Here is a 24,134-nt window from a genome sequence, read left to right on the forward strand (position 1 = left end):
GTTGGGTAGCACCAGAATCGCGTCGCCGACGGGGCGTTCCCCGGTGGCGTCGGACGGTCGGTTGACCACCTGCCCGCGGGCCACCATGGTGGTCGAGCCGCCGCCGTCCAGGTTGACCGCCTCCCGCAGACCCAGCGCCGCAGCCACCCGCGCGGACTCGGCGAGAGACAGGCCGAGGCTGTCCGTGCTGCGACCATCGGCCGTGATCAGAACGATCCTTCCGGCCCGGTCCATACCGGCGATCAACCCCGCACCTCCCGGTCCGAACCGTCGACTCGGATGGTAGACGGTGGCGGGAGGCGACTTACCGGTCGCCGTTGCCGGTGTTGGGGGTGCGGGCGACTACGTGGTCGAGGAGGCCGTAGGTTTGGGCTTCTTCGGCGGTGAACCAGCGGTCGCGGTCTTGGTCGGTGGTGATCTGTTCGATGGGTTTTCCGGTGATCTGGGCGGTGATTTGGGCGATCTCGAGTTTGAACCGGGCGAAGACCTGGGCCTGGATGGCGACGTCGGAGGCGACGCCGGCGATGCCGGCGGAGGGTTGGTGCATCATGATCCGGGCGTGCGGGAGGGCGTAGCGCTTGCCGGGGGCGCCGGCGGTGAGCAGGAACTGGCCCATGGAGGCGGCCAGGCCCATGGCCCAGGTGGCGACGTCCGGTGTGATCAGTTGCATGGTGTCGTAGATGGCCATGCCGGCGGTGACCCAGCCGCCCGGTGAGTTGATGTAGAAGGTGATGTCCCGGTCCGGGTCCTCGGCGGCGAGCAGCAGCAGTTGGGCGGTGATCCGGTTGGCCACCTCGTCGTCGACCTCGGAGCCGAGCAGCACGATCCGTTCGCGCAGCAGGCGTTCGTACACCGAGTCGGTCAGGCTGAGCCCGGTCGGCACGGACCTCATGTGCAAGTGCGATGAGACCTGAGACATGGTTTCGATGTTAACCACGCCGGCTCAGGTCTCACCCGCTGTGCACCGCTGGTTCGCTTACAGCCGAAGGGTTTTCACACCAGAGAACCGAAGAACGCCCGCAGGTCTCCGACGAGCTCCGCCGGGGCCTCCATCGCCGGGAAGTGCAGTCCGCGCTCGAACTCGGTCCAGTGCGCCTCGGGTGGCGCCGGGACGAGCCTGCGCACGGTCTCGTCCGCACCGAACACCGCGAAGCCCTGCGGCAGATCGCTCGGCGCGCCCCAGTCGGTGGAGTGTGCCTGCTCGTAGAGGGTGTGCGCGGCGCTGGACCCGGACGCGGTGAACCAGTACAGGCTGACCGTGGTGAGCAGTTGGTCCCGGTCGACCGGAAGGTCCGTCCACCGCTCGAAGCACTCCACGATCCAGGCCAACTGCAGCAGCGGCGAGTCGACCAGGCCGTAGCCGATGTTCTGCGGCCGGGTGTTCTGGATCGCCAGGTAGCCGGAGCCGTCGGTGCTGAACTCGTTCATCCGCCGCAGGATCAGCTTGTCCACCGGGTCGTTCTCGTCGAACCGGTCGGCGGCGCCGGGCATGAAGGTGGCCACGTTCGCGGCGGTCAGCGGGTCGGTCACCACGTGCATCCCGGTGACGTGCTCACCGTCGAAGCCGGCCACCATCCCGGAGACGCCGCCGCCGACGTCGCCGCCGTGCACGCCGTAGCGCCGGTAGCCGAGCCGGCGCATCAGCTCGACCCAGGCGTGGGCGGTGCGGCCCATCGTCCAACCGGTGCCGGCGAGCGGCGTGGAGAAGGCGTACCCGGGCAGCGACGGCACCACGAGGTGGAACGCCTGGCCTTCGGCCGGGTCGACCAGCGGGTCGATCATCCGCAGGAACTCGGCCACGCTGCTCGGAAAGCCGTGCGTCATCAGTAGCGGCTTGGCGTCCGGGCGGTCCGAGCGGACGTGCAGGAAGTGGATCCGCTGGCCGTCGATCTCGGTGGTGAACTGCGGGTAGGAGTTGAGCTTCGCCTCCTGGGCGCGCCAGTCGAACCCGGTGCGCCAGTACTCGGCCAGCTCCCTGAGGTGGCCGAGCGGAACGCCGCGGGTCCAGCCGACGCCGGGCAGCTCGCCGGACCAGCGGGCGTTCGCCAGCCGGTCGTGCAGGTAGTCGAGGTCGGCCTGGGGGATCTCGATGCGGAAGGGCTTGATGTCATCGCTCATACCGAGCAGGCTATGAGCAATTGCGGAACGGTTCGTTCCTCGTTCTCGGGCAGGATCGAAGAATGTTGGAAACCTCGGCGCGGCTGCTGCGGCTGTTGTCCCTGTTACAGACCCGGCGGGACTGGACCAGTGCGGAGCTGGCCGAGCGGCTCGCGGTCACCACCCGGACGATCCGCAACGACATGGATCGGTTGCGCGGGCTGGGTTATCCGGTCGAGGCGCGGCCGGGGGTGTCCGGCGGGTACCGGCTCGGCGCCGGCGGGTCGCTGCCGCCGCTGCTGCTCGACGACGAGGAGGCGGTGGCGGTCGCGGTCGGGTTGCGCACCGCGGCGAGCGGTTCGGTCGCCGGCATCGAGGAGACGTCGGTGCGCGCGCTGGCCAAGCTGCAGCAAGTGCTGCCGTCCCGGCTGCGGCACCGGGTCAGCGCCTTCCAGTACACCGTGCCGATGCCCGGGCGCGGTCCGCGGGTGAACCCGGACGTGCTGACCGTGATCGCCGCCGCCTGCCGGGACCATGAGCGGTTGCGGTTCGACTACACCGCACACTCCGGTTCGGCGAGCCGGCGTTCGGTGGAGCCGTACCGTCTGGTCAACGACCGGCGGCGGTGGTACCTGGTGGCCTGGGACCTCGATCGCGCGGACTGGCGCACGTTCCGGGTCGACCGGATCGAGCCGCGGACGCCGACCGGCCCGCGGTTTCCGCCGCGCGAGCTGCCGTCCGACGAGGAGATCGCGGCCCGGGTCGCCCGCGGGGTCGGCGAGGCCACCTGGCGGTACCGGGCCAGGGTGATCGTGCACGCGCCCGCGGCCTACGTGCGGGACCGGTTGCCGATCCCGGTGGACGTCGAGTCCCTTGGTGCGGACCGGTGCGCGTTCCGGCCCGGTTCCGACCATCCGCAGATGTTGGCGCTGTACCTGGGGATGCTGGACGCCGACTTCGAGGTCGCCGACTCGCCGGAGCTGGTGGCCGCGCTGCGCGTGCTGGCCGAGCGGTACCGCCGGGCCGCCGGAGATTCCTGAAGCCCTACCGGAAAAGCCGGGCCGGCACCGCGTCGGCCATGGCCCGGTAGCCGGTCGGGTTGAGGTGCAGGTGGTCGCCGTCGTCGTAGGCCGGCAGCAGCGCCCGCGGGTTGGCCGGGTCGCGGGTCACCTGGTCGAAGTCGATGACCGCGTCGAACGCCCGGCTGGTGCGGATCCACCGGTTCACCGTCTGCCGCGCCATCTCCCGGAACCCGGTCGGGTCGTCATAGGCGGTGTTGCCGCCGAACGGCAGCAAAGTGGTGCCGTAGACCCGGATGTCGTGCGCGTGCGCCCGGACGATGATCTGTTCGAACGCGTCGATCAGGTCGTCGGCGATCTTCTTCTGCGCGGCCTCGGTGGCCTCGGCGGTGCCGATGTCGTTGACCCCTTCGAACACGACCAGCCACTCGACTCCGCTCTGTGCCAGCACATCGCGGTCCAGCCGGGCCATGGCGTTGGGGCCGAGCCCGTCGCGCAGCACCCGGTTGCCGCCGGCCGCCTGGTTCAGGATCGCGATGTCCGATGTGTCCCGCCGGGACTGCAACCGGTCGAGCAACTGGTCGGGCCACCGGTTGTTCCCGTTGGTGGTGGAGCCGCGGCCGTCGGTGAGCGAGTCGCCGAGCATCACCGCGCCGGCCGCGCGGCTGGACCGGGTCTCGGCGCCGCTGAGGAAGTACCAGTGGTTGGTCGCCGTGGAGCCGGGCAGGTCAACCTCGTCGACGCGGTTGCCGGCGATCAGGTACGAGGTGGTCCGGGAACCCGGGTGCGAGGTGATGTTGTTGGACGCCTGGCCCTGCGCCAGGTAGGCGGTGACGGTCACGTTGGTGCGGGCCGGCAGGTCGATGCGCACCGGATCGGAGACCACCTGGGCGCCGACCGGGATGACCACGGAACGCTTGCCGTTGAAGGTGATCGGGCGGGAGCTGCCGGGCTGGATGGCGCTGACCCCGGCCTGGCCGCCGGCCGGCAGGGCCAGCGACACCGCGGTGAGCGGCAGGTCGGTGCCGCCGAACGCGTTGGAGAAGCGCAGCCGCAGCGTCTGCCCGCCGACGGACACCCGGATGGTCTGTCGCAGCGTGGCGTCCGCCAGCACCAGGTTGTCCTGGGTGAACGGGGGCGGCGGCATGTTCCCGGGCTCGGTCAGCTGCGGCATGGAAACCCAGGTGTTGACCCAGCGCTCGCCGTGCTGCGGCGAGCCGGCCGGCTCGCCGCTCGGTCCGCCGACGGCGTGGGCGGCCGTGAGCAGTCCGGCGGTGAGTATCCCCGCGGTGAGCAGGCTGGCGACCGGGCTGCGCTTCATCGCGTGCCTCCGAAAATTTCGGAACTACCGCCATTGGTTTTTACGAACCTAGAGCCCAAATAGCAAGGAGGTCAAGCGTACTGGGGTCTTGTGCTGGCAAACATTCCGGAACAGAATCGAAATGTTTCAGCGTTGAACGAGGGAGATCTCCAATGAAGATCAGGGGAGCGATCCTGGGCTGCCTGGGGGCGGTCCTGCTGCTCGTCACCGTGCTCATCCAGCTGGCACCCCCGGCGAGGGCAGCATCCCTGGTCGAGGTGACCGGGTTCGGGAACAACCCGAGCAACCTGCGCATGCACCTGTACGTGCCGGATCGGGTGGCCGCCCCGCGCCCGCCGATCCTGGTGGCCGTGCACTACTGCACCGGTTCCGGCCCGGCCTTCTTCAGCGGCACCGAGTTCGCCCGGTTGGCCGACCAGCACGGCTTCATCGTGATCTACCCGAGCGCGACCCGCAGCGGCAACTGCTTCGACGTGTACACGCAGCAGGCGCTGCGCCGGGACGGTGGCAGCGACCCGGTCGGGATCAGGTCGATGGTCACCTACGTCGAGCAGCGGTTCAACGGCGATCCCAACCGGGTCTTCGTCACCGGGGCGTCCTCCGGCGGGATGATGACCAATGTCCTGGTGGCCAACTATCCGGATGTGTTCAAGGCGGGCGCGCCGTTCATGGGCGTGCCGGACACCTGCTTCGCCACCACCCCGCCGAACACCTGGAACAGCGAATGCGCCAACGGCACCGTGATCCGGACCGCGCAACAGTGGGGGGACGCGGCCCGTGGCGCCTTCCCCGGCTACACCGGGCCCCGGCCGCGCATGCAGATCTGGCACGGCACCGCGGACAGCACGCTGCGGTTCCCGAACTTCGGCGAGCAGGTCAAGCAGTGGACCAACGTGCACGGCGTGAGCCAGACCCCGACCCAGACCGACACCCCGCAGGCCGGCTGGACCCGCACCCGTTACGGCGGCACCGGAACCATGGCACCGGTCGAGGCGATCAGGCTGGAGGGCGTCGGGCACAGCCTGCCGATGGCCGGCCAGGCCGCGCTGGCCATCGCCTTCTTCGGCCTGAACACCGTGCCGCCACCGGTCACCACCACCACGACCACCACCGGGCCGCCGCCGGTCGGATCCTGCCGGGTCACCTACAACGTCAACGCCTGGAACAACGGGCTGACCACGGACATCACCATCGCCAACACCGGCAGCACGGCGGTCAACGGCTGGTCCCTGGTGTTCACCCTGCCCGCCGGGCAGACCATCGGCGGCGGCTGGAACGCCTCGTTCAGCCCGTCGTCCGGCCAGGTCACCGCGCGCAACGTCGGGCACAACGCCCTGATCAACCCCGGCACGTCGGTCGGCAGCATCGGCTTCCAGGCCGGCCACACCGGAAACACCGGTAAACCGACCTCCTTCACGTTGAACGGAAACAGCTGCACGGTCAGCTGAACTGGAGAGCCGCAATGCGCAGATTCCTGTCGGGTCTCATCTCGCTGCTCCTCGCCGTGACGTTGCTGACCCCGGGCCGGGCCTCGGCCGCCGGCCTGGTTCAGGTGACCGACTTCGGCTACAACCCGACCAACCTGGAGATGCACCTGTACGTTCCGGACAACCTGCCGCGCCGACCCGCGGTGGTGGTGGCGCTGCACTTCTGCACCGGCTCCGGCCCGGTGTTCCACTCCGGCACGCCGTTCGCCTCGCTGGCCGATCAGTTCGGCTTCATCGTGATCTACCCGTCGGCCACCCGGGCGTCGCACTGCTTCGACGTGTCGTCGCCGGAGGCGTTGCGGCACAACGGGAACAGTGATCCGGCCGGCATCGTGTCGATGGTGAAGTACGTGCAGCGCCGGCACCACGCGGATCCGGGCCGGGTGTTCGCGACCGGGCTGTCCTCCGGCGCGATGATGACCAACGTCCTGCTCGGCGACTACCCGGACATCTTCCGGGCCGGTGCGGCGTTCGCCGGCGTGCCGTTCGGCTGCTTCGCCACCACCAACGGTTCGGAGTGGAACTCCGAGTGCGCCAACGGATTGGTCAGCAAGACCCCGAAGGAGTGGGGCGATCTGGTGCGGGGGGCCGCACCCGGCTACCGCGGTCCGCGGCCGCGCATGCAGTTGTGGCACGGCACCGAGGACGACATCCTGCATTACCCCAACTTCGGCGAGGAGATCAAGCAGTGGACCAACGTCCACGGGTTGAGCCAGACGCCGACGGCCACCGACTCGCCGGAGCCGACCTGGACCCGTACCCGCTACGCCGACCGGTCCGGCCGGGTCGCGGTGGAGGCGATCAGCCTCGAGGGTGCGCCGCACAACCTGCCGCTGTTCATCCCGAACAACCTTGCCGCGTATGCGATCCAGTTCTTCGGCCTGTCCGACGGCGTTGCGCTGCACCGGCTGGCCGAGCGCACCGGCCGGTTCTACGGCACCGCGATCGTGCTGGAGGAACTGGGCAGCAACCGCCCGTACACCGAGGTGGCCGAGACCCAGTTCAACATGGTCACCCCGGGCAACGCGATGAAGTGGGAGACCACCGAGCCCGAGCCGGGCGTGTTCAACTTCGCGCCCGGTGACCAGGTAGTGGCGTTCGCCCGGGAGAACCGGGACCGGGTGCGCGGCCACACTCTGGTCTGGCACAGCCAACTGCCGGCCTGGGTCGGCGCGTTGCCGGCCGCCCAGGTGCGTCCCGCGATGCTTCGGCACATCCGCGCCGAGGCGTCGCACTACGCCGGTCAGCTCGACGCCTGGGACGTGGTCAACGAGCCGTTCAACGAGGACGGCACGTTCCGGCAGACCCCGTTCTACAACGCGATGGGCACGAGCTACATCGCCGACGCCCTGCGCGCCGCCCGCGCCGCGGACCGGAAAGCCAAGCTGTACCTCAACGACTTCAACATCGAGGGCATCAACGCCAAGAGCGACGCCATGTACGCCCTGGCGAGATCCCTGAAGCGGCAACATGTTCCGCTGGACGGAATCGGCATCCAGGGTCACCTGATTCTGGGCCAGGTGCCTTCGTCCATGCGCGAGAACATCGCCCGCTTCGCCGCACTCGGTCTGGACGTCGCGATCACCGAGCTGGACATCCGGATGAACCTCCCGGTCACCGACGCGAAACTGGCCCAGCAGGCCGACGACTACGGCGCCGTGGTTTCCGCCTGTCTCGCCGTCCGCCGCTGCGTCGGCGTGACCCAGTGGGGCGTCGGCGACCGCGACTCCTGGATCCCGCCGTTCTTCCCCGGCGAGGGCGCCGCTCTCCCGTTCGACCAGAGCTATCTGCCCAAACCCGCCTATGCCGCCATCGCCCGGGCGTTCGAACGGGCCGCCCACCCGTGGTGACCGGTTACGTCGGCCTCACTTTCGACGACGGCCCCCACCCCGACTCGACCCTTGCCCTGCTCGCCGCCCTTGACGACGCTCCCGCCACGTTCTTCATCTGGGGCGAGCACGCCGAACGGCACCCCGATCTCCTTCGGGCGTGCCATTCGGCGGGCAAGGACCTCGGCAACCACACCTTCACCCATCCGCACCTCACCGAACTCGACGACCCCGGTTCGGTGTTCGAGGAGATCGACCAGACCCAACGCACCATCCGCCGGATCACCGGCCAGACCCCCACGCTCTTCCGCCCCCCGTACGGCGACACCGACGACCGCGTCCGCGCCACCGCGTCCCGGCTCGCCCTCACCGAAGTCCTCTGGACCGTCGACACCCGCGACTGGGCCGGGGTGAGCACGTCCGACATCGTCCGCGCCGCCGCCAGCCTCCGCTCCGGCGACATCATCCTCATGCACGACGGCGGCTACCAGACTACCGTGGCGGCCGTGCCGCACATCCTTACCGCGCTGGCAGCCCGCGGCCTGCGCCCCGGCCGCATCGCCCGCACTCCACACCCCGTCGCCGTCGCCCCCTGACCGCTGCTACTGCCGACTCGTACGAAATCGATCCAGCACCCGCCGGTCCCGCTTTGTCGGCCGCCCCGCCCCTCGATCCCGCCGCGCCACCGGAACCTCCGGCGCCCGCACCGGCGTCCGGTCGATGAAGCAGGTCACCGCCTCCGCCGCTCCCACCCGCTTCTGAATCACCCGGACCACCTCGACGATCCGCACGGTGTCCCCCACCCGCACCCGCACCTCGTCCCCCACCGACACGCCGGTCGCCGCCTTGGCCGGCCGATCGTTGACCCGCACATGCCCACCCCGGCATGCCCCCGCCGCATCCGTCCGACTCTTCGTCAGCCGAACCGCCCACAACCACCGATCCACCCGCGTGGATTCCACGCCGCCATCATAGCCACTCCACTGTGGACATCCATCTCCCGCACGCTCGAAGGTGGCCGTGACCAATGCGCGGCCCGTTGCGGTGATCAAGCGTCGGGACGTGCGGCAGGGCCTCGCGGTTCCCCGGAAACTTCCGTTTCCGTTGTGCCTCTTGGGAATCATCTCCTGGCTATGGTCGGGCCAGCGAGGGCTATCAGGAGGATGCGATGGAGATTGCGGTCGGTGTGGTTGAGGACCACCCGCTGTACCGCGCCGCGTTGGCCCGGCTGTTCACCGAGGCCGCAGACCTGCGGCTGGAGGCGATGGCCGGGTCGGTCACCCAGTTCATCGCCCGGTGCCGGCGGCCGGGCTGCGTCGTGGTGCTGGATCTGGGACTGCCCGGGGTGAGTGGCGCGGCCGCGGTGTTGGAGCTTGCCCGGTTGGGGCACCGGGTGCTGGTGGTCTCGGCGCGGGCGGACGCCGCCGACGTGCACCGGGCAAGGGCCGCGGGAGCGTGGGGCTACCTGTGCAAGAGTGCGCGGGCCGAGGAGATTCTGCGGGCGGTTCGCCAGATCGCGGCGGGTACCCGGCTCCGGTTTCCGGTGGTGGCGGAGCAGGTTCCCGTGCGCCTGGAACTGTCCGAGCGGGAGATCGAGGTCCTGGCCCGGCTGGCGGCGGGGGAGCGGGATCAGGATATCGCGGTGGCGCTGCGGATCCAGGTACGGACCGTACGGTCCTATTTGGACCGGGTCCGGGACAAGACCGGGCTGCGGCGGCGTCCCGAGCTGACCCGGTACGCCATCGAGCACGGTCTGATGACGGCCTGACATGTGGATGATGATCATTGCCGGAGCGCTGTTCGGCTACCGGATCGGCCGGAACCGGGGCCGGGCCGCCGAACGGGCCGCGCTCGACCGGATGCTGCACGACACCGTGCTGCCGACCCTGGATGCGCTCGCCCTCGGTGCGCCGCCGGAGGCCGCGCGGGCGCGCGGAACCGAGTTGCGCCGCCGGCTGGCCGAGCCGAGACCGCCGCGCACGCTCGGCGAGGAGCTCACCGCCGTGCTGGACGACCTGGCCGGCGCCGGGCTGCGGGCTCGGCTGGTGCTGGCCGATCCGGGGTTCGGATTGTCCCCCCGCCGCCGCGCCGCGCTGCGCGAGGCGACCGGTGAGGCGCTGCGCAACACCCTGCGGCATGCCGGCACGAACCGGGCGGAGGTTCGGGTCGAGCGGTCCGGCGCCGGGATCGCCGTCACCGCAACGGATCGCGGCACCGGCTTCGACCCGGCCCGGTGCCACCCGGGGTTCGGCATCACCGAGTCGATCGTGGCCCGGCTGGCCGAGGTGGGCGGTCGGACCGAGGTCACCTCCCGGCCCGGCCACGGCACCCGGGTGCGGCTGTGGGTACCCCGGTGAGGATCGCGGCCATGCTCGGCCTGATGCTCGCCCTGCTGCCGGCGGGCGGTGTGACGTCGGCCGCGGCCCAGTGCGCCACGCCGGCCGGGGTGTTCCGGGACGGGGTCGGTTGGGCGCAGCGGATCAGCGACCCGGCGCGGATCTGGCCGCTCACCGACGGATCCGGGCAGCTGGTCGCGGTGCTGGGGACCGGGGTGGACCAGGCCAACGCCCAGTTCGGGCCGGGCCAGGTGGTTTCCGGCTCGGACGCCGCCGACTGCGACGGCCGGGGCACGTTCGCCGCCGGAATCGTTGCGGCGCGGCCGAACCCGGCCACCACGTTCGCCGGGATGGCGCCGGGGGCGCGGATCCTCGGCCTGCGCTACACCCAGTCGACCGGCAGCGGCGCCGGCGCGGAGGGAGCCGATCCGGACGCGCTGGCCGGCCGGATCGACCGGGCCGTCGGCGCCGGTGCGTCCGTCGTCCTGGTCGTGGCCCCGGCCACCCGCAGCAGCCCGGCGTTGGCCGCCGCCGTGCGTAACGCCTTGGCGCGCAAGGTGGTCATCGTCTCACCGGCGGTGGGCGACCGGCCGGAAGCGCACAGCTACCCGACCGCGCTGCCCGGGGTGATCGGCGTCGGCGCGCACGACCAGGCGGGGACGGCGGTGCAGGCCGAGACCGGGACGCTGATCGCCGCACCCGGCAGCGACCTGGTGAGCACCTCGGCAGGTGCCAAGGGAGAGCTCGGCCACCGTTGGGGCGTCCAGGGTCCGGCATTCGCCGCGGCCTACGTCGCCGGCGCGGTCGCACTGGTTCGCGCGTACCGTCCGGGCCTCGACCCGGCGCGGGTGAGCGAGCGGCTGGTCCGCACCGCCAACCGGTCCCCGGCGGGTGGCCGTGATCCCCGGCTGGGCTGGGGAACGCTGGACGTTCAGGCGGCGGTCACCGCGGAGCTGCCCGGCCGGTCCGAACCGCCGCCGGCCACCAGCCGGCCGGCATCCGGCACGGTGGCGCCGGCCGCCGCTCCCGCGGATCCCCCGTCCCGCGATCGGTTGCCCGGTCTGGTCGCCGCGCTCGCGGTGGGCCTGGCCGCGCTGTCCGTTCTGCTCGTGTCGGTCATCCGGCGGGGCCGGGCCCGCGGCTGGCACCAGGGATGACCTGGCTCCCGCCCAGTCGGGGTGGGCGGGAGCCAGGGGTCTTCGTCGGTCAGGCGCTGCGGCGGCGCTGGAAGCGCATGGCCGCGATGCCGGCGGCCAGCAGGGCCGTGCCGATGCCGATCGGGACCAGGATCGACACGCCGGTGTTCGCCAGTTCCTCGTCGCCGGCCGACGCCTGCGGCACCGGAGCCGCCGTGGTGGTCGTCGTGGTGGCCGGCGGGACCGTGGTCGTCGTGCTCGGCGGCGTGGTCGTGGTGGTGACCGGCGCGAGCTTCCAGCCGGCCTTGGCGTCCGCGGTCAGCGTCGCCGTGTTGGACTGCGCGACGATCAGCGACTGCGCCCTGCGCCCGTCCTTGCCGACGAACAGCCGGCCGGTCGGTACCAGGGCCGAGGCGGTGAGCTTGACGGTGCCGGCACCGGCGGCCGCGTCCGCCGGGATGTCGAAGTAGATCTCGGTGCCGTCCTTGATGGTGGCGGCGGTCAGCTCGGTGCCGTCCTTGTCGGTGATCCGCACGCCGGCCGGCACGTTCGCCAGCAGCTCGGTGACCTTTCCGGTGGTGGACACGGTGAACGGACCGATCCGGTCACCGCTGGCGCCGGTCTTCTCGCCCGGGGTCAGCTCGAGCGTCGGCGCGATGCCCTGCGCCTGGCCGGTGTTAGCCGGTCCGGTCAGGTAGTCGTAGAACGCCAGGACATCGCTCTCGGTGCCCTCGTCGTCACTGTCCAGCAGCGTGTTGTCCCGGTTCAGCTGGGTGTCGTCGCTGAAGTGCCAGGCCGCGGCCTGGGTGGCGGTGATCGCTTCCTGCTCGCTGAGCCCGTCGTACAGGGTGGCGCCGCCCGCGGTGAGCGTGGCGGCGAGGTCGGTCAGCGACCGGGCCGGGTAGCCGTGGTGCAGCAGCCAGTTGATCTTGGCGCTGTTCGCCACGAACGGCGAGGAGGGGTTCGGGTAGTCGCCCCAGGGCACCTCGACCATGGCGTTCTCGTCGTGGTTGAGGTTCTCCCAGATCTGCACGCAGTAGACCTTGAGCACGGCCCCGTTGGACAGCTTGAGGTCGAACAGCTTCGTCTGGGGGTCGCCCTCGACCCCGTTGACGTTCGCGCGGTAACCCCAGGTGCTCGGCACCAGCACCGAGGCGGTCACATCGTCCGCACCGGCCGGCGCCGCCGCCAGCGTCATCGCCGCGATGGAAATGCCGGCGACCGCCGCACCCATCCTGAACCGTGTTGCCAATCTCACTCCTCTATCTAGCTGAGCGTGTTCACCCATTTGAGGGATGCAGGCGCCCGTGGCCGTGGACCATAACAGCCAATTCGCGCAGGTCAAACGGGCGGGGTCGGAAATGTTGCAAAACAGGTGCAAGCTAGTAGTCACCCGGTAGCGCACCGTTGGGAGGCGGCGTGGATACCCAGAGTGACAATGGCCGAAGATCTGCCTGGCCCCTCGCGGTGCTCACCGCGGTCGTCCTGGTGGCCGGCTGCGGCGGCACCCCCGAGTCCCCGCCGGACCAGCCGTCCACAGTGGACACTCCGACGACGGCGGCCGTCCCCGAGCCGGTTCCGACCACGACCACCACCAGCGCTGCGCCGGCACCGCCCCCGGTGTCGATCCGGGCCGCGGTCGACGCGGCCGAGAACGCGATCCCGTCCGGCATGATGCTCGGCCTCGCCGTGCTCAACGTCGGCACCGGCGAGTTGGTCGAGGGTCCGGGCGCGCGGCGGCAGTTCTACTCGGCCTCGCTGGTCAAGCTGATCGTGGCGGTCGACATGTTCGACCGCGCCGCCGCGGAGGGGCTCGTCATTTCCGAGTCCGACCTCAGGCTGGTCGACCGGGCGCTGCGCAGCAGCGACGACGGCGCCATGAACGTGCTGTGGGGAAAGTTCGACGGCCGCGGCGCCGTGCGGCGATTGGCCGACCGGATCGGCCTCACCATGACCGCGTCGCCGGGCAATCCGAGCGAGTGGGGCGAAACCCTGGTCACCGCCGCCGACTTCGTTCGGATCTACCAACACATCCTGCGCCACATGGCGCCCTCCCAGCGGGACCTGATCGTCGCGACGCTCGCCGGCGCCCAGCAGCGCGCGACCGACGGATTCGACCAGTACTTCGGTCTGCTCCGGCAGGGCGCCTCGCCTGCGGTCTACGCCAAGCAGGGCTGGGTCTCCTACCGCGGAGGCAGGTTCCACCTGCACAGCGCCGGTGTGGTGCACGACGCCGCGCGCGGGGCGGACTATGCCGTCGCGCTGTTGTCCATCCAGGCCACCGGGTCGGCGGCCGCCCGGGAGCGACTGTCCACGGTGGCCGCGGCGGTGACCGGCGGTCTGGTTGTGTCGTGACTACCCGCCGGCGCGGGCCGGCTGGCAGTTGGGCGGCTGGCAGAGCATCCGGGACAGCGCGGCGTTCAGCACGCCCTCGATCTGGGCGGGATTCGGTGTGGTGAAGGCCTTTCCGCCGGTCGCCTCGGCGATCGTGGTCAGCTCGGCCGCGTCGACGTCGGGTCCGATACCGATCCCGATCAGGGTCAGCGGCCGCTGCGGGTCGCGCAGCCTGGTCAACTCGGCGAGCAGCGCATCCCGACTGATGTCACTGGCGTTGTCGTCCTTGCCGTCGGTCAGCACCACGACGGTGTTGATCCGGCCCGGCTCCCAGTTCTGCCGGCCGTCCTGGTACGCGGCCAGCACCGTGTCGTAGAGCGCGGTGCTGCCGTTCGGCACGACCTTCACGTCCCGCAGCGTTTCCACCGCCCGGCCGGTCAGGTGCTCGCCGACCGGACGCATCGGCAGCAGCACCGAGTAGTCGTTGTCACCGTCGAGTTTCCTGGAGTACAGCCACATCCCGACCTTGGTGGTCGGCTTGAGCAGCCCGAGGCCGGTCGCCGTGGCCTGGATGGTCAGCCCCAGCCTGGTCGTGTCGGTCCCCGCCACCCGCTCGCCCATCGAGCCGGACACGTCCAGCAGGACCAGCAACCGGCCGCTGAGGTTGACCGCCGCCCACGCGTTGAGCAACTGTTCCACGTCCTCGGCGCTTGGCAGCTCGATCGGCGTGGCCGGCGCGGCCGAGGTGCGGCGATCCTGCGACCGGTCCCGCAGCGCCTTGCCGTCCGGGGTGCGGAACCCGGCGTCGGCGAACGTGTCGGAGCTGCGCTGGTTCATCAGCCGGTCGAGGAACCGCCCGGCGGCGGCGCGGGCGGCTTCGGCCGCCTCCGGCAGCACCACGAACGGGTAGTCCAGCGCCGGCACCGCCGGGTCGGCGTACACCGCGATCAGCTTGCCGCCGGTATCCCGGACGTTGTAGCGCAGCAACGCGTTCTCCGAGGTGGGAAACGCCGAGAGCGGTTCGGCCGGCCCGGTGACGCTGGGCAGCCGGGCGAACAGGTCCGCCTGTCCGGGCAGGGTGTTCGCGGACAGCCGGCGCAGCACGGTGGTGCTCGCCGCACCGGGATCCGCCTCGACCTTGACCAGTTCGCGCAGCCCGGCCAGGGTCGCCACCCCGATCGGATCCCGGGCCGGGTCGGGGAAACCGAGGTTCAGGCCGCCGGCCGCCTGGCCGATCAGCTCCGCCCAGGACGGGTTCTGGTCCGGCCAGCCGAGGTCGGCGGCCGCGGCTTCGGTCAGCGCGAGCACCACCGGTGAACTGGCCACCGAGGTCCCGGTCACCGGCGTGTTCCACGCCCCCTTCTCGTGCGCGCGGCGCAACCACAAGGTGGACTCGGGAATCCATACGTCGGGACGGTCGACGTCGTTGGCACCGGTGATGGACTCGGTCACGGTCACCGAGTCCCGGCTCGCCACGTTGATCCGGTAGCAGCCGGCGGTGTCCTCCGCGGCCGCCGCCCGGCCGATCTGCGTGATCGCCGGCGCGATGTCCGGTGCCGCAACCACGTTGACAGTGGTCGGCGCGGTGCAGCCGGAACCGCCGAACACGTCGCGCAGCGCGTCGTACCCGACCCAGCCGCCAAGCGCGGTGACCAGGAGAACGCTGAGCACGACGACCGGGGTCCGAAGTCCGGACCGGGAACTCGCCGAGTGCCGCCCCACTTCGCCGCCTCCATCCACCCTGGGTGTTCAAGGCGTCAAGACCGCTGGGCCAGAACATACCGGGAACCGGGGTGTCCGGGACAGAAAAGCCACGCTGAGCAACACCACGGCAACGTCCGGTGACCGGCGCCCATCGGTAAACCACCGTTAACCAGACGGAACATTCCGCGACCGCCGGTCGGCCGGAACCCGCTGACGTTCGGCGGTCGTCCCACGATAAAGCTGGCGGAATGCTCGGGAGGGGTGACGGACATGGAAGAGCCCTGGGGCCTGTCCGGGCCGGAGTTCCTGTTGCTGTACGGGCTGGGCTTCCCGGCCGCGCTGGTGCTGATGTTCGTCGTCCAGGCCGCGCTGACCCGGATCGGGTCCCAGCGCGGTGCCGACGACATCCGGCTGGACAACTACCAGGCGGCCTATCTGGCCGGCGGCCACCGCCGGCTGGTGGACACCGCGATCGCCGCGCTGGCCCTGAACGGCCAGGCGTTCGTCTCCCGCGGCGGCCGGCTGACCGCGGCCAACGACGTGCCGGGGGACGGACCGGTGGAGATCGCCGTGTGCGCCGCGATCCACGCCGGCGCCAACAAGCGATCCACTGTGTACCAACGGATGCGGCAGCACCCGGCGACCCGCTCGGTGTACCGGCAGTTGCGCTCGCGCGGGCTGCTGCTGGACGGGAACCGGCTGTTCCTGTGGCGGCTGGTATTGCTGCCGCCGATCGCGCTGTTCCTGGTCGGGGTGGCCCGGATGGTCAACGGCGTGCGGCTGGACCGCCCGACCGGCACCCTGCTGCTGTTGCTGATCGTCACCGGCGGCGCGCTGATCTGGATCGTGGTCCGCCGGGTCCCCGCGGCGACCCGGCGCACGCCGGTCGGGTGGGCGGCGCTGCGCCGATTGCGGCGCGAGCACAAGGCCCGGTCCCGCACCGCCGCCGAGTCCGAGCCGGCACCGCAGTGGCAGGTGGCCGGGGTCGCGGTGCTCGGCTTCGCGGCGATCAACGACCCCACCCTGCGCTCGGCGCTGAACAGTACGCCGGCGGCGGCGGCCGGCGGCGGTGGTGGTGGCGACGGCGGCGGCGGAGGTTGTGGCGGCGGCTGTGGCGGCTGCGGGTGCGGCGGATGACCACCCGGATCGGGATCGGCTGGCGGCCGGAGATCGACCTGGCCGTCGAGCGGCTGCCCGGCGTGGAGTTCGTCGAGGTGATCGCCGAGCAGATCCGGCCGGACCGGTTGCCGGAGTCGCTGCGGGTACTCCGGGCACGCGGCATTCCCGTTGTGCCGCACGGGGTCTCGCTGTCCCTCGGCGGGGCGCAAGCACCCGAGCCGGACCGGCTGGCCCGGCTCGCCGCGTGCGCGCGGGCGCTGGACGCGCCGCTGGTCAGCGAGCACATCGCGTTCGTCCGCTCGCACGGCCGCGACGTCGGACACCTGCTTCCGGTGCCGCGCACCAGGGCCAGCCTCGACGTGGTGGTGGCGAACGTGCGGATCGCCCAGGACGCGCTCGGGGTTCCACTTGCCCTCGAGCACATCGCCTCGGTGCTGTCCTGGCCGGAGGACGAGCTGACCGAGGCGCGGTTCGTGGCCGAGGTGATCGAGCGCACCGGCGCGCTGCTGTTGCTGGACGTGGCGAACCTGTACAGCTCGGCGGTCAACTTCGGCGCGGACCCGATGGCGGCGCTGGATTCCCTGCCGCTGGACCGGATCGCCTACGTGCATGTGGCCGGCGGCACGCTGCGCGACGGGGTGTGGCACGACACGCACACTCACCCGGTCGGCGAGCCGGTGTTCGGGCTGCTGGCCGAGGTGGCGCGCCGGGTCGAACTGCCGGCGGTCCTGCTCGAACGCGACGGGCACTACCCGCCGGCCGCCGAGCTGGCCGGGGAACTGGCCGCGATCCGGGCCGCCGCCGGCCGCGACCCGGCCACCTCGCCCGGCCCGATCGACCTGCCGCCTGCGTCCCCCGGGATCAGCGAACCCGTTGTGCCGCAGGAGACTCGGGACACGCTTGCGGCCGCGCAGCACCGGCTGGCCGAGGCGCTCGTCGGGCTCACCGAACCGCCGCCGGGGTTCGACGCCGAGCGGGTCGGGGTGGCTCGCGCGGTGCTCACCAGCAAACGGGCCGGCGCCGTGGCCCGGCACGCCCCTAGTCCGCCTCTCCGGAATTCTATGCGGTGGTTGCGTTCCAGGCGGTGGTGCGGTTAGCGGGTTGATTGTGGCTGGGTTGCGTCACGGTGCCCCTGAGGTTGCGTTGGTTGGGTCGAGACTTTCTCTCAATGAACCACGGGACAGCGCTAGCTCGGGGTGAGTGCGGTGGTGGGGGAGTGGGCGGCCAGGTCGGCGCGGGCCGTCGCGCGGTAGCCGGCCACGGCGGCTTGAGTTTCGCCGGCGTCCCAGTCGAGGTGGGGGGCGATCAGGCCGGCGACTGGGTGTGCCGCCGCCATGCCGCGGTCCGGATATTCGATGGCGATCCGGGTGCGGCGGGCCAGGATGTCTTCCAGGTCCAGCGCGCCCTCGTGGGTGACCGCGTAGACCGCCTCGGCCGCAAGGTAATTCGGCGCGCCGGGCAGCGGGTCGGCCAGCGACCGATCCGTCTCGATCATGGTCAGCAGCTCGGTCACGGCCGAGCCGTACCGGCCGAGCAGCCGCTCGACCGTGGCCGGCGGCAATCCCGCCCGCGCCGCAACGGCGAACCGGGTGGCGCACAGCTCGCGGTAGCCGACCGCACCGTGGATCGGCAGGTGCCGGGTCAGGCTCGGCGCCACGGCCCGGCCGAGCCCGCGCGTCGCGGCGTCGACCACGTCCGCCGCCATGACCCGGTAGGTGGTGTACTTTCCGCCCGCCACAACGAAAAAGCCCGGTGTCGGCTCGGCGACGGTGTGCTCCCGGGACAGCTTCGTGGTCTCGCTGGACCGGCCGGCCAGCAGCGGCCGCAACCCGGCGTACACCCCGACGATGTCGCCGGCCGACAGCGGCGTGCGCAGCTCGGCGTTGACGTGCTTGAGCAGGTAGTCGATGTCCGCCGTGGTCGCCGCCGGACGGGACCGGTCGGACTCCCACGGGGTGTCGGTGGTGCCGACGATCCAGTAGCGGCTCCACGGGATGACGAACAGCACGCTCTTCTCGGTGCGCGTGATCAGCCCGATGTCCAGCCGGATCTTCTCGCGCGGCACCAGGAAGTGCACCCCCTTGGACATCCGGATCTCGAACGGCGCCGGCGCCGGGGCCAGCGCGCACAGCTCGCCGGTCCACACCCCGGCCGCGCCGATCACCCGGCGGGCCCGCACCGAGTGCTCGGTGCCGGACAGCAGATCCACTACCCGCGCCCCGATCACGTCCCGTCCGGCGGTCAGCAGCCCGGTCACCCGGGCCCTGGTGAGCACGGTGGCGCCGTGCTGCGCGGCCGTTCTGGCGATCATCATGGTCAGCCGGGCGTCGTCCACCTGCGCGTCGTAGTACCGCACCGCGCCGGTGAGCGCGTCCGGCCGCAGCGCCGGAGCCAGGGTGAGAGCCTTGCGGCGGGACAGATGCCGGTGCATCGGCAGCGCCCGGGCGCCGCCGATGCTGTCGTAGAGTGCCACCCCCGCGCCCACGTAGGCGCGCTCCCACCCGCCGTGCCGCAACGGAAACAGGAACGGCACCGGCCGCACCAGGTGCGGTGCCAGCCGGTGCAGCAGCAGGCTGCGCTCCCGGAGCGCCTCGCGCACCAGCGCGAAGTCACGCTGCTCCAGGTAGCGCAGCCCGCCGTGGATGAGCTTGCTCGACCGGCTCGACGTGCCCGCCGCCCAGTCCTCCGCCTCGACCAGCGCCACCGAAAGGCCGCGCGCCGCCGCGTCCAGGGCGGCGCCGGCGCCGACCACGCCGCCGCCGACCACGAGCACGTCGAACTCGCCGGCCAGTGCGGACACCGCCGCCGATCGGTACGAAGGGCTCAGCCGTGCGGACATCGCCGGTCTCCCATCCGGTTCAGTCGACGTCGGCGTCGACCCAGTCGAAGGACTTGGTGACGGCCTTCTTCCAGTTCCGGTAGACCCGTTCCCGCTCGGCGTCGTCGAGTTCCGGTGTCCAGCGCTTGTCCTCGGCCCAGTTCGCCCGCAGGTCGTCCTGGCCGTTCCAGTAGCCCACCGCGAGACCCGCGGCGTAGGCGGCGCCGAGCGCGGTCGTCTCCGCCACCTTCGGCCGCACCACCGGAACGTTGAGGATGTCGGCCTGGAACTGCATCAGCAGTTCGTTGGCCACCATGCCGCCGTCCACCTTCAGCTCGGTGAGCGCGACCCCGGAGTCGGCGTTCATCGCGTCGAGCACCTCGCGGGTCTGGAACGCCGTCGCCTCGAGCACCGCGCGGGCCAGGTGGTTCTTGTTGACATAGCGGGTGAGTCCGACCAGCGCGCCGCGCGCGTCGGCCCGCCAGTACGGTGCGAACAGCCCGGAGAACGCCGGGACGAAGTAGGCGCCGCCGTTGTCCTCGACCCCGCGGGCCAGGGTCTCGATCTCGGCGGCCGATCCGATGATCCCGAGGTTGTCCCGCAACCACTGCACCAGCGCGCCGGTGATCGCGATCGAGCCTTCGAGCGCGTACACCGCGTTCTCGTCGCCGACCTTGTAGCACACGGTGGTCAGCAGGCCGTTCTCGCTCGGCACCTTCTCCTCGCCGGTGTTGAGCAGCATGAAGTTGCCGGTGCCGTAGGTGTTCTTCGCCGTACCCACGTCGAAGCACGCCTGGCCGAACGTGGCCGCCTGCTGATCGCCGAGGATGCCGGCGATCGGCACGCCGTTGAGCGCGCCCCGGGGTCCGCCCGCGCCGTACTTCTCCGACGAGGAACGGATCTCCGGCAGCATGGCCAGTGGAATGCCCATCTCCGCGGCGATGTCGGCGTCCCAGGACAGCGTGTCCAGGTCCATCAGCATGGTCCGGGACGCATTGGTCACGTCGGTCACGTGCACCCCGCCGCTCGGCCCGCCGGTCAGGTTCCACAGGGTCCACGTGTCGGTGTTGCCGAACAGCAGGTCCCCGTTCTCCGCGCGCTGCCGGGCCCCGTCGACGTTGTCCAGGATCCAGCGTACCTTCGGCGCGGAGAAGTAGGTCGCCAGCGGCAGTCCCACCTTCGCCTTGTACCGCTCGGCCCCGCCGCCGAGCGCACCCAGTTGCTCGACGATCGCCTGGGTCCTGGTGTCCTGCCAGACGATCGCGTTGTACACCGGCTCCCCGGTGTTCCGGTCCCACACCACGGCGGTCTCCCGCTGGTTCGTGATGCCCACCGCGGCCAGGTCACCGGCGGTCAGGTCGGCCTTCGCCAACGCCTGGCCGACCACCTCCCGGGTGTTGTCGCTGATCTCCACCGGGTCGTGCTCGACCCAGCCGGCCCTCGGGAAGATCTGCTCGTGTTCCTTCTGTCCCACCGAGACGATCGTCCCGGCGTGGTCGAACACGATCGCCCTGGTGCTGGTCGTGCCCTGGTCGATGGCGAGTACGTACTGAGTCATCAAGCGTCCTTTCGCTTAGAACACGACCTGGGAGAGCAGGCCGGCGATGGCACCGCCGACCAGCGGGCCGGCCACCGGTATCCAGGCGTAACCCCAGTCGGAGTCCTTGCGTCCGGCCGGTTCGGTGGTGTCGACCCGCGCCGCACCCGGGCCGCCGCCGGCCGCGACCGAGACCTGCGCCCGGTGCTGCAGCGGCAGCACCGCGTGTGCGATCCGCGGCCCGAGGTCGCGGGCCGGGTTGATCGCGTAGCCGGTCGGTCCGCCGAGCGACGCACCGATGCCGACCACCAGCAGGGCCACCGCCAGCGGGCCGAGCTGATGCGGGGTGTTGCCGAACGAGAGCACCACGAACACCAGCACGAACGTGCCGACCACCTCGGTGGTGAAGTTCCACACCGGGCTGCGGATCTCCGGTCCGGTCGAGAACACCGCCAGCTTCTTCCCCTCGTCCTCCTCGGCCTCGAAATGCTTGCGGTAGGCCAGGAAGCACAGCACCGCGCCGAGGAAGGCACCGGCCATCTGACCGGCGAAGTACACCAGCGTCGATGCCGGTGTGATGTCGACGTTCGGGGCGAACTGGTCGGCCCCGCTGGCGATGATGCCGAGCGTGACCGCCGGGTTGAGGTGCGCGCCCGACTTGTACGCGACGAAAACGCCGGCCAGGACCCCGAATCCCCAGCCGATGTTGATCAGTAGCCAGCCCCCGTCGTATCCCTTGGACTTTGCCAGCAGCACGTTCGCCACGACACCGGCACCGAGCAGCAACAGGATGCCGGTACCGAGTAGCTCGCTGACGAACACCTCTCCGAGAGCCACTCTTCCTCCATTCGTCCTTGAACGGTCGTGCTCGCGAGTGACGCGGACGGTACTTAGGGGAGCCGCCGGCCTCAATGGCAAGCGGTCGGCATTGTCGAACGACCACCGGTCCGGTGGCCGGGGGTGAAGCGGTCGGTGCCGGTGAGCGGGCTTACCGGGGGCGGGATGATGTTCGACATTGCCGACGACGCCCGATTTCGGATAGCTTGCCCTGGTGCCTGGGCCGATCCAGTCGATCGAGCGGGCGGCGGCGGTGCTGCGGCTGCTGGCTCGCGGTTCCGGGCATCACGGGCTGGCGGAGATCTCCGCCTCGCTCGGCCTGCCGAAGGGTACCGCGCACGGCATCCTGCGCACCCTGCAACGGGTCGAGTTCGTCGAGCAGGACCAGGCGACCGGGCGGTACCGGCTCGGCGCCGCGCTGTTGCACCTTGGCACCAGCTACCTGGATGCCAACGAGTTGCGCTCCCGGTCGATCAACTGGTCGGACACCCTGGCCGCGCGCAGCGGGCAGGAGGTCCGGATCGGCATGCACCTCGACGGCGCGGTGCTGGTCGTGCACCACGTGTTCCGGCCCGACGACACCATGCAAACGCTGGGCATCGGGGCGATGCTCCCGTTGCACGCGACCGCGCTCGGCAAGGTGCTGCTGGCCTACGACGCGGACCTGTCCGGCATGGTCCGGCGGCGCGAGCTGACCTCGCTGACCCGGCGCACCATCGTCACGGCCGCGGCGCTGGAGCGGGTGCTGGCCCAGGTGCGGGCCGCGGGCTGGGCGAGCGAGGCGGAGGAATGCATGCCCGGCGAGGCCAGCATCGCCGCGCCGATCCGGGTTCCGGGCGGCCTCGTGGTCGGGGCGATCGGGATTTCCGGTGCGGTGGACCGGATCTGCGATTCGGCCAGTCGCCCGAAGCCCGAGCTGGTCGAGCAGGTCACGTTCGCGGCCGAAGCGGTGTCCCGCTCGCTGGCCGCCGGAAGTTGAGGCGGGGCAACATGGTGCAACGGTTCGTGATGGCCATCGATCAGGGGACCACCTCCACCCGGTGCATCCTGTTCGACCACAACGCCCGGTTGGTCTCGGTCGCCCAGCGCGAGCACCGGCAGTACTACCCGCGGCCCGGCTGGGTCGAGCAGGACGCGGTGGAGATCTGGCGCAACGTCGACCGGATCGTGCCGCAGGCGCTGCGCGAGGCCGGGATCACCGCCGAGGCGGTGGTCGCGCTCGGCATCACCAACCAGCGGGAGACCGCGGTGGTCTGGGACCGGCACACCGGGGTACCGGTCGGCCGCGCGATCGTCTGGGAGGACATCCGGACCGAGGAGCTGATCGCCGACCTGGAGACCCGGCCCGGCATCGACGAGGTCCGGGAGCGTTGCGGGCTGCCGCTGGCGACCTACTTCTCGGCGCCGAGTCTGCGGTGGATGTTGGACAACACGGCCGGTCTGCGGGACCGCGCCGAGCGCGGCGACGTGCTGTTCGGGACGATGGACACCTGGCTGATCTGGAACCTCACCGGCGGGGTCAACGGCGGCCTGCACGTCACCGACGTGACCAACGCGTCGCGGACGATGCTGATGAACCTGCGGACGCAGGAGTGGGACGCGGAGTTGTTGGCGTTCTTCGGGATTCCGCGGCAGCTGCTGCCGGAGATCCGACCGTCCACCGAGATCCACGGCCGGACCAGCCGGGTGGTGCCGGGCATCCGGATCGGCGCCGCGCTCGGCGACCAGCACGCCGCGCTGTTCGGCCAGACCTGTTTCGCCCGCGGGGAAACCAAGTGCACCTACGGCACCGGCAGCTTCCTGCTGATGAACACCGGCACCACCCTGGTCCGCTCGGACAACGGACTGCTCACCACGATCGGCTACCAGATCGGCGGCGAGCCGGTCACCTACGCGCTGGAGGGATCGATCGCCGTCACCGGCTCGCTGGTCCAGTGGTTCCGGGACAACCTCGGCCTGATCCACAGCGCGCCGGAGATCGAGACCCTGGCCCGCACCGTGACCGACAACGGCGGCTGCTACATCGTCCCGGCGTTCTCCGGTCTGTTCGCACCGCACTGGCACAGCGAGGCCCGGGGCATCATCGTCGGCCTGACCTCGTACATCACCAAGGGCCACCTGGCCCGCGCCGTACTGGAGGCCACGGCGTGGCAGACCCGCGAGGTGGTGGACGCGATGAACGCCGATCTCTGCGTACCGTCCCGGGTGTTGAAGGTGGACGGTGGAATGACCGCCGATCACCTGCTGATGCAGTTCATCGCCGATGTCCTGGACATCCCGGTGATGCGCCCGATGGTCGCCGAGACCGTGTCGCTGGGCGCGGCGTACGCGGCGGGTCTTGCGGTGGGTTACTGGCCGGATCTCGAGGGCCTGCGCCGGAACTGGCACCTGGCCGCGCGCTGGACCCCGCAGCTGGACCCTCAGGTTCGCGAATCCGAGTACGCCAACTGGAAACGCGCCGTGGAGCTGACGTTCGGCTGGGCCCGCCCCCGGCGGGCCACGGTGCAGTGACCGGCCAATTCTCCAGCGGCGCTCGAGCGATTCCGGGCAGTACTGCGTT

Annotated in this window: 22 protein-coding genes; 12 read left to right on the plus strand and 10 right to left on the minus strand. The window is 71.0% G+C overall.

The genetic code is table 11. From position 1 onward, the window contains the following. The 3 genes from VFV67_RS18225 to VFV67_RS18235 form a co-directional block, all read right to left on the minus strand. Positions 1 to 246, minus strand: a 246-nt coding sequence (locus tag VFV67_RS18225) for a phosphodiester glycosidase family protein (protein ID WP_326471493.1), incomplete at its 3' end; no start/stop codon positions are given. A 58-nt stretch (positions 247 to 304) separates the two neighbouring features. Beyond that, positions 305 to 892, minus strand: a complete 588-nt coding sequence (locus tag VFV67_RS18230) for an ATP-dependent Clp protease proteolytic subunit (protein ID WP_326471495.1) — start codon at positions 890 to 892, stop codon at positions 305 to 307. A gap of 101 nt (positions 893 to 993) precedes the next feature. Continuing rightward, the gene (locus tag VFV67_RS18235) at positions 994 to 2,118 is read right to left on the minus strand and encodes an epoxide hydrolase (RefSeq protein WP_326471496.1); all 1,125 of its coding nucleotides are present in this window, start codon (positions 2,116 to 2,118) and stop codon (positions 994 to 996) included. Positions 2,119 to 2,180: 62 nt separating this feature from the next. On the opposite strand from VFV67_RS18235, the gene VFV67_RS18240 reads away from it, so the two are divergent. Then, a complete protein-coding gene (locus VFV67_RS18240; protein ID WP_326471497.1) occupies positions 2,181 to 3,137 on the plus strand; it encodes a YafY family protein in 957 nt (318 codons plus the stop codon). A 4-nt stretch (positions 3,138 to 3,141) separates the two neighbouring features. On the opposite strand, the gene VFV67_RS18245 is transcribed toward VFV67_RS18240, so the two are convergent. Continuing rightward, positions 3,142 to 4,437, minus strand: a complete 1,296-nt coding sequence (locus VFV67_RS18245) for an SGNH/GDSL hydrolase family protein (RefSeq protein ID WP_326471498.1) — start codon at positions 4,435 to 4,437, stop codon at positions 3,142 to 3,144. 152 nt (positions 4,438 to 4,589) lie between these two features. On the opposite strand from VFV67_RS18245, the gene VFV67_RS18250 reads away from it, so the two are divergent. Genes VFV67_RS18250 through VFV67_RS18260 form a run of 3 tightly spaced genes read left to right on the plus strand, consistent with a single transcriptional unit; the run spans position 4,590 to position 8,349 of the window. Next, a complete protein-coding gene (locus VFV67_RS18250; protein WP_326471499.1) occupies positions 4,590 to 5,885 on the plus strand; it encodes a PHB depolymerase family esterase in 1,296 nt (431 codons plus the stop codon). A 14-nt stretch (positions 5,886 to 5,899) separates the two neighbouring features. Further along, positions 5,900 to 7,774 carry a PHB depolymerase family esterase gene (locus VFV67_RS18255; protein ID WP_326471500.1) on the plus strand — a complete coding sequence of 625 codons (1,875 nt, stop codon included), beginning with the start codon at positions 5,900 to 5,902 and terminating at the stop codon, positions 7,772 to 7,774. Further along, on the plus strand, positions 7,771 to 8,349 hold the full coding sequence (locus VFV67_RS18260) for a polysaccharide deacetylase family protein (RefSeq protein WP_326471502.1): 579 nt from the start codon (positions 7,771 to 7,773) through the stop codon (positions 8,347 to 8,349). Before VFV67_RS18255 ends, VFV67_RS18260 begins: the two co-directional genes overlap by 4 nt. Before the next feature lie 6 nt (positions 8,350 to 8,355). Here VFV67_RS18260 and VFV67_RS18265 read toward each other — a convergent pair whose 3' ends face one another. After that, on the minus strand, positions 8,356 to 8,715 hold the full coding sequence (locus tag VFV67_RS18265) for an RNA-binding S4 domain-containing protein (protein ID WP_326471504.1): 360 nt from the start codon (positions 8,713 to 8,715) through the stop codon (positions 8,356 to 8,358). Between the two features lie 206 nt (positions 8,716 to 8,921). Between VFV67_RS18265 and VFV67_RS18270 the strand changes: the two genes are divergently transcribed. Genes VFV67_RS18270 through VFV67_RS18280 form a run of 3 tightly spaced genes read left to right on the plus strand, consistent with a single transcriptional unit; the run spans position 8,922 to position 11,246 of the window. Further along, entirely contained in the window at positions 8,922 to 9,521 is a 600-nt protein-coding gene (locus tag VFV67_RS18270; RefSeq protein ID WP_326471506.1) for a response regulator transcription factor, read from the plus strand. Positions 9,522 to 9,531: 10 nt separating this feature from the next. Beyond that, positions 9,532 to 10,110 carry a sensor histidine kinase gene (locus tag VFV67_RS18275; protein WP_326471508.1) on the plus strand — a complete coding sequence of 193 codons (579 nt, stop codon included), beginning with the start codon at positions 9,532 to 9,534 and terminating at the stop codon, positions 10,108 to 10,110. Continuing rightward, a complete protein-coding gene (locus VFV67_RS18280; protein WP_326471509.1) occupies positions 10,107 to 11,246 on the plus strand; it encodes a S8 family serine peptidase in 1,140 nt (379 codons plus the stop codon). The genes VFV67_RS18275 and VFV67_RS18280 overlap by 4 nt, the downstream gene beginning before the upstream one ends. 49 nt (positions 11,247 to 11,295) lie before the next feature. On the opposite strand, the gene VFV67_RS18285 is transcribed toward VFV67_RS18280, so the two are convergent. Next, positions 11,296 to 12,477, minus strand: a complete 1,182-nt coding sequence (locus VFV67_RS18285) for a thioester domain-containing protein (protein WP_414636284.1) — start codon at positions 12,475 to 12,477, stop codon at positions 11,296 to 11,298. A gap of 215 nt (positions 12,478 to 12,692) precedes the next feature. On the opposite strand from VFV67_RS18285, the gene VFV67_RS18290 reads away from it, so the two are divergent. Next, positions 12,693 to 13,580 carry a serine hydrolase gene (locus VFV67_RS18290; RefSeq protein WP_326471513.1) on the plus strand — a complete coding sequence of 296 codons (888 nt, stop codon included), beginning with the start codon at positions 12,693 to 12,695 and terminating at the stop codon, positions 13,578 to 13,580. Here VFV67_RS18290 and VFV67_RS18295 read toward each other — a convergent pair whose 3' ends face one another. Then, positions 13,581 to 15,230, minus strand: coding sequence for a substrate-binding and VWA domain-containing protein (locus VFV67_RS18295; protein ID WP_326471514.1), 1,650 nt, complete (start codon positions 15,228 to 15,230; stop codon positions 13,581 to 13,583). A gap of 303 nt (positions 15,231 to 15,533) precedes the next feature. On the opposite strand from VFV67_RS18295, the gene VFV67_RS18300 reads away from it, so the two are divergent. Further along, positions 15,534 to 16,400: a TIGR04222 domain-containing membrane protein gene (locus tag VFV67_RS18300; protein ID WP_326471515.1), complete on the plus strand. Its 867-nt coding sequence runs from the start codon at positions 15,534 to 15,536 to the stop codon at positions 16,398 to 16,400. Further along, complete coding sequence (locus tag VFV67_RS18305) at positions 16,397 to 17,479, plus strand: DUF692 domain-containing protein (RefSeq protein WP_326471516.1); 1,083 nt, start codon at positions 16,397 to 16,399, stop codon at positions 17,477 to 17,479. The genes VFV67_RS18300 and VFV67_RS18305 overlap by 4 nt, the downstream gene beginning before the upstream one ends. 89 nt (positions 17,480 to 17,568) lie before the next feature. On the opposite strand, the gene VFV67_RS18310 is transcribed toward VFV67_RS18305, so the two are convergent. The 3 genes from VFV67_RS18310 to VFV67_RS18320 are packed head-to-tail and all read right to left on the minus strand — an operon-like array spanning position 17,569 to position 21,574. Continuing rightward, positions 17,569 to 19,221: a glycerol-3-phosphate dehydrogenase/oxidase gene (locus tag VFV67_RS18310; protein WP_326471518.1), complete on the minus strand. Its 1,653-nt coding sequence runs from the start codon at positions 19,219 to 19,221 to the stop codon at positions 17,569 to 17,571. Positions 19,222 to 19,240: 19 nt separating this feature from the next. Further along, positions 19,241 to 20,758 carry a glycerol kinase GlpK gene (glpK, locus tag VFV67_RS18315; RefSeq protein WP_326471520.1) on the minus strand — a complete coding sequence of 506 codons (1,518 nt, stop codon included), beginning with the start codon at positions 20,756 to 20,758 and terminating at the stop codon, positions 19,241 to 19,243. A gap of 15 nt (positions 20,759 to 20,773) precedes the next feature. After that, positions 20,774 to 21,574: an MIP/aquaporin family protein gene (locus VFV67_RS18320; protein ID WP_326471522.1), complete on the minus strand. Its 801-nt coding sequence runs from the start codon at positions 21,572 to 21,574 to the stop codon at positions 20,774 to 20,776. Positions 21,575 to 21,788: 214 nt separating this feature from the next. Between VFV67_RS18320 and VFV67_RS18325 the strand changes: the two genes are divergently transcribed. Together VFV67_RS18325 and glpK (VFV67_RS18330) are read left to right on the plus strand one after the other, a co-directional pair. After that, positions 21,789 to 22,553, plus strand: coding sequence for an IclR family transcriptional regulator (locus tag VFV67_RS18325; protein ID WP_326471524.1), 765 nt, complete (start codon positions 21,789 to 21,791; stop codon positions 22,551 to 22,553). An 11-nt stretch (positions 22,554 to 22,564) separates the two neighbouring features. Further along, positions 22,565 to 24,085, plus strand: a complete 1,521-nt coding sequence (gene glpK, locus VFV67_RS18330) for a glycerol kinase GlpK (protein ID WP_326471526.1) — start codon at positions 22,565 to 22,567, stop codon at positions 24,083 to 24,085. Positions 24,086 to 24,134 lie beyond the last annotated feature (49 nt).

The sequence above is a fragment of the Actinophytocola sp. genome (assembly GCF_035762905.1).
Classification (GTDB): domain Bacteria; phylum Actinomycetota; class Actinomycetes; order Mycobacteriales; family Pseudonocardiaceae; genus DASYTH01.

What these genes read in the sequence shown, in the direction of transcription:
- VFV67_RS18230 (WP_326471495.1), bottom strand. Translation starts at nt 892, where the DNA reads ATGAGGTCCGTGCCGACCGGGCTCAGCCTGACCGACTCGGTGTACGAA.
- VFV67_RS18235 (WP_326471496.1), bottom strand. Translation starts at nt 2,118, where the DNA reads ATGAGCGATGACATCAAGCCCTTCCGCATCGAGATCCCCCAGGCCGAC.
- VFV67_RS18240 (WP_326471497.1), top strand. Translation starts at nt 2,181, where the DNA reads ATGTTGGAAACCTCGGCGCGGCTGCTGCGGCTGTTGTCCCTGTTACAG.
- VFV67_RS18245 (WP_326471498.1), bottom strand. Translation starts at nt 4,437, where the DNA reads ATGAAGCGCAGCCCGGTCGCCAGCCTGCTCACCGCGGGGATACTCACC.
- VFV67_RS18250 (WP_326471499.1), top strand. Translation starts at nt 4,590, where the DNA reads ATGAAGATCAGGGGAGCGATCCTGGGCTGCCTGGGGGCGGTCCTGCTG.
- VFV67_RS18255 (WP_326471500.1), top strand. Translation starts at nt 5,900, where the DNA reads ATGCGCAGATTCCTGTCGGGTCTCATCTCGCTGCTCCTCGCCGTGACG.
- VFV67_RS18270 (WP_326471506.1), top strand. Translation starts at nt 8,922, where the DNA reads ATGGAGATTGCGGTCGGTGTGGTTGAGGACCACCCGCTGTACCGCGCC.
- VFV67_RS18275 (WP_326471508.1), top strand. Translation starts at nt 9,532, where the DNA reads ATGATCATTGCCGGAGCGCTGTTCGGCTACCGGATCGGCCGGAACCGG.
- VFV67_RS18300 (WP_326471515.1), top strand. Translation starts at nt 15,534, where the DNA reads ATGGAAGAGCCCTGGGGCCTGTCCGGGCCGGAGTTCCTGTTGCTGTAC.
- VFV67_RS18305 (WP_326471516.1), top strand. Translation starts at nt 16,397, where the DNA reads ATGACCACCCGGATCGGGATCGGCTGGCGGCCGGAGATCGACCTGGCC.
- VFV67_RS18310 (WP_326471518.1), bottom strand. Translation starts at nt 19,221, where the DNA reads ATGTCCGCACGGCTGAGCCCTTCGTACCGATCGGCGGCGGTGTCCGCA.
- glpK (WP_326471520.1), bottom strand. Translation starts at nt 20,758, where the DNA reads ATGACTCAGTACGTACTCGCCATCGACCAGGGCACGACCAGCACCAGG.
- glpK (WP_326471526.1), top strand. Translation starts at nt 22,565, where the DNA reads ATGGTGCAACGGTTCGTGATGGCCATCGATCAGGGGACCACCTCCACC.